Consider the following 3,370-nt stretch of genomic DNA (forward strand, 5'->3'; position numbering starts at 1 on the left):
CTCGTCCAGCTCCGACAGGAGGCCGTCCACGCCCTCCCGGTCGGTGGTGTGATCGTCCGAGAAACGACGGTCACCCGTCGCGTCCGGCACGTACTTCACACAGACAACGATCCTCAAGCTCACGGCCTGTCTCCTGTACTGGTCTCGTCCGGCGGCTGCGGCTGGGCAAGCGGGCGCGAACTCGTCACGCGCCCGCTCCGGGGCAGCGTGGTTCCCGTGCCGGTCCGGAACTTGTCCAGCAGCATACTCGGCGGTATCCCCACGGTCACTACTGGCCAGTAGCTTACGCCGCGAGACCCTCGTCACCGCCCGCGCCCATCCTGCCCCAGCGAACGGCCGGCCCACCGCACGGGTCGCCTCAGAGCGCCCGGCCGAGCGCCGCGATCACGTCCGCCTTGCGGGGCATCCCGGCGGCGCGGCGCACCACCCGGCCCCCGGCGTCGAGCACCAGCACCGTCGGGGTCCGCAGGACCTCCAGCCGACGGACCAGCTCCAGGCGGTCCTCGGCGTCCAGCTCGACGTGCGCGACCCCGTCGACCATCCCGGCGACCTCGGCGAGCACCCGGCGGGTGGCCCGGCAGGGCTGGCAGAAGGCCGTGGAGAACTGCACCAGCGTCGCCCGCTCGCCGAGCGCCCCGCCCAGCTCCGCCGCCGACAGCCGCACTTCCCCGTCCCCGATGGGCACCCTCGTCATCCCCCCAGTCTGCGGTACAGGCCCCGCCTCGCCACGCCCGCCCCCGGCCCCGGTCCTGGCCCCGAAGAGTTCCCGTCCGCACCCATCACGGAGATCACACCGTGAATATCCGCTTGACCGCACGGCTCAGGTGACAGCAGGCACTCGTTCGGGGGATCATCTCCGTGTATCACCCGTGACCGCCCGCGGCGTGCCGTGCTCCGGTCGGCTGCCGCGCCAGGCGCGGGCATCCCGCCGTACCGGGCCCCGACCCGTGGAAGTCAGGATTGACCGTGGCAGAGTTCGTCTACCCGCCGGTGATCGGCGCCGCCCTCACCGCCTTCCGCGCACTCGACGTGCGGCTCAAGATCGTGGGCGCCGAGCACATCCCCGCCACCGGCGGGGCGGTCCTGGTGAGCAACCACATCAGCTACCTCGACTTCCTCTTCGCCGGCCTCGGCGCCTACCGCGGCGGAAAGCGCAAGACGCGCTTCATGGCCAAGGACGACGTCTTCAAGCACCGCATCTCGGGCCCGCTGATGCGCGGCATGAAGCACATCCCGGTCGACCGGACGGACGGCCAGCCCGCGTACGAGGCCGCCGTGCGCGCCCTCAAGGCCGGCGAGGTCGTCGGAGTGTTCCCCGAGGCGACCATCAGCCGCTCGTTCATGCTCAAGAAGTTCAAGACCGGCGCCGCCAGGATGGCCGCCGACTCCGGCGCCCCGCTGCTGCCCGTCGTCCTCTGGGGCACCCAGCAGCTGTGGACCAAGGGCCGTCCGAAGACCCTCACCAAGCGGCACGTCCCGGTGACGATCATGATCGGCGAGCCGATCCGCCTGGCCCCGGGCGACAAGCCCGTGATGGTCACCCGCAGACTCCGCGCCGCCATGAGCGAGATGCTCGACCGGGCCCAGCGCGAGTACCCCGCCAAGCCTTCCGGCCCGGACGACAGCTGGTGGCTGCCCTCCCAGCTCGGCGGCACCGCGCCGACCCTCGAGGTCGCCGAGGCCGAGGACGAGGCGGAGGCCGTCGCCAAGGCCGAGCGCCGCGCCGCCCGGAGCTGACCCGCCCCCTCCCCTCCTCCGCGTTCCTACTCCGAGTGACCGAGCGGAATCGTTCCGTCGCGTGTCGCCCGGCCTCCGACCCCACCCGTCTGACACAGTGACAGCTCCTCCCAGGGGCCCGGCCGTTTCGTCCTGAAACCGGTGCCGGAGCACATGTCGGATCGCTCGGGAAAGGTCGGAGACGGAGATGACGCGGAACAACCGCCCAAGGCAGCCCCTCACCAGCAGGGCCCGCACCCGCGCGAGCGCCGGTGCGGGCCTCCTGCTTCTCGGCGCCCTCCTCACCGGCTGCGGAGCCGAGCCCGGCGACATCCCGCTCTCCGAGATCCGGCCGGAGTCCCCCACCGCCACCCCCACCTTCCCCGGCATGATCGGCGCCGCCGCGGCGGACCCCGTCAACGCCGCCACCGCCGCCCCCGCGAACACCGTGCACAACGGACAGATCGTCAGCCGCGCCTTCGTGGACACCACCCGCAGCACCAGCGCCATCGTCACCCTCGCCCCGGACGGCACCGCCGGGCGCCAGGTCACCCTGCCGCCCGAACACTTCCTCGACGACCGTCCCGACTGGTCCCCCGACGGCGCCACCATCGCCTTCGACCGCACCGACTCCCAGACCGGCGCCGCCCGCCTGTGGACCGTCGCCGCCACCGGCGAGAACCCCCACGAGCTCGGCCGCATCTGCGACGGCGGCGCCGCCGACTGCGCCAACGAGGACGAGCGCTCCCCCGCGTACTCACCCGACGGCAAGCAGCTCGCCTTCAGCCGCTCCTGGGGCGCGCTCGACCAGGCCGCCAACAACCAGATCCAGTACTCCGACCTCTACCTGATGCGCCCCGACGGCACCGACGTCCAGCGGCTCACCTTCCTCACCAACGACAAGCCGTACTCCGGCACCGTCAGCAACCCCAGCTGGTCCCCGGACGGCAAGCACCTCACCTTCGAGTACCGCACCAGCGCCAGCGGACAGCCGGCCAACAGCCGCGCCGTCTACGTCGTCGACGCCAACGGCACGGGCTTGCGCCAGCTCACCCCCTGGGGCCTGCGCGCCGGCGACCGCACCAGCTGGTCCCCCGACGGCAGCCAGATCCTCTTCACCACCTACCCCACCGACGTCGACTACGCCCCGGGCGGCGGCATCTACAGCGTCCACCCCGACGGAACCGCCATCACCGCCCTCACCCCGGCCCCGTCCGACACCTACTACGGGACGGCCGCCTACGCGCCGGACGGCAAGTCCGTCGTCTTCGTGCAGGCCCCCACCGGCGCCGGCGCCGACCTCTACACCATGCACCCCGACGGGACGGCCATCGCCCGGCTCACCAACATCGGGGAGAAGTGGCTCAGCCGCCCCGCCTGGGGCACCGCCCCGGTCGCCGACGCCCAGGCCGCCGCACAGCCCTCGGCCTCGGCCTCGCCGTCTCCGTCGCCTTCGCCTTCGGCAGCTGCGGCGCAGGCCGCGGCTCAGCCGCAGGGGCAGCCCGCCGAGGAAAACTGATCGCATTCCCGAAACGCAAAGAACCCCCATCCGGAATCCGGATGGGGGTTCTTCACAATGATTGTTCGGCGGCGTCCTACTCTCCCACAGGGTCCCCCCTGCAGTACCATCGGCGCTACGAGGCTTAGCTTCCGG

3 protein-coding genes and 1 pseudogene are annotated in these 3,370 nt (G+C 72.2%); 2 read left to right on the plus strand and 2 right to left on the minus strand.

Annotated features, from left to right (window positions below; all coding sequences use genetic code 11):
- A pseudogene (locus tag IH61_RS46630) lies at nt 1–123 on the minus strand (electron transfer flavoprotein subunit beta); the annotation flags it as partial.
- A 235-nt stretch (nt 124–358) separates the two neighbouring features.
- On the minus strand, nt 359–694 hold the full coding sequence (locus IH61_RS0139645) for a TlpA family protein disulfide reductase (RefSeq protein ID WP_031079256.1): 336 nt from the start codon (nt 692–694) through the stop codon (nt 359–361).
- Between the two features lie 272 nt (nt 695–966).
- Here IH61_RS0139645 and IH61_RS0139650 point away from each other — a divergent pair, with 272 nt between their 5' ends.
- Together IH61_RS0139650 and IH61_RS0139655 are read left to right on the plus strand one after the other, a co-directional pair.
- Nucleotides 967–1,737, plus strand: coding sequence for a lysophospholipid acyltransferase family protein (locus IH61_RS0139650; RefSeq protein ID WP_031079258.1), 771 nt, complete (start codon nt 967–969; stop codon nt 1,735–1,737).
- Nucleotides 1,738–1,924: 187 nt separating this feature from the next.
- Nucleotides 1,925–3,235: a TolB family protein gene (locus IH61_RS0139655; RefSeq protein WP_031079260.1), complete on the plus strand. Its 1,311-nt coding sequence runs from the start codon at nt 1,925–1,927 to the stop codon at nt 3,233–3,235.
- Nucleotides 3,236–3,370: the final 135 nt, after the last annotated feature.

Origin of the sequence: Streptomyces sp. NRRL WC-3742, assembly GCF_000720635.1 — a bacterium.
Taxonomy (GTDB): domain Bacteria; phylum Actinomycetota; class Actinomycetes; order Streptomycetales; family Streptomycetaceae; genus Kitasatospora.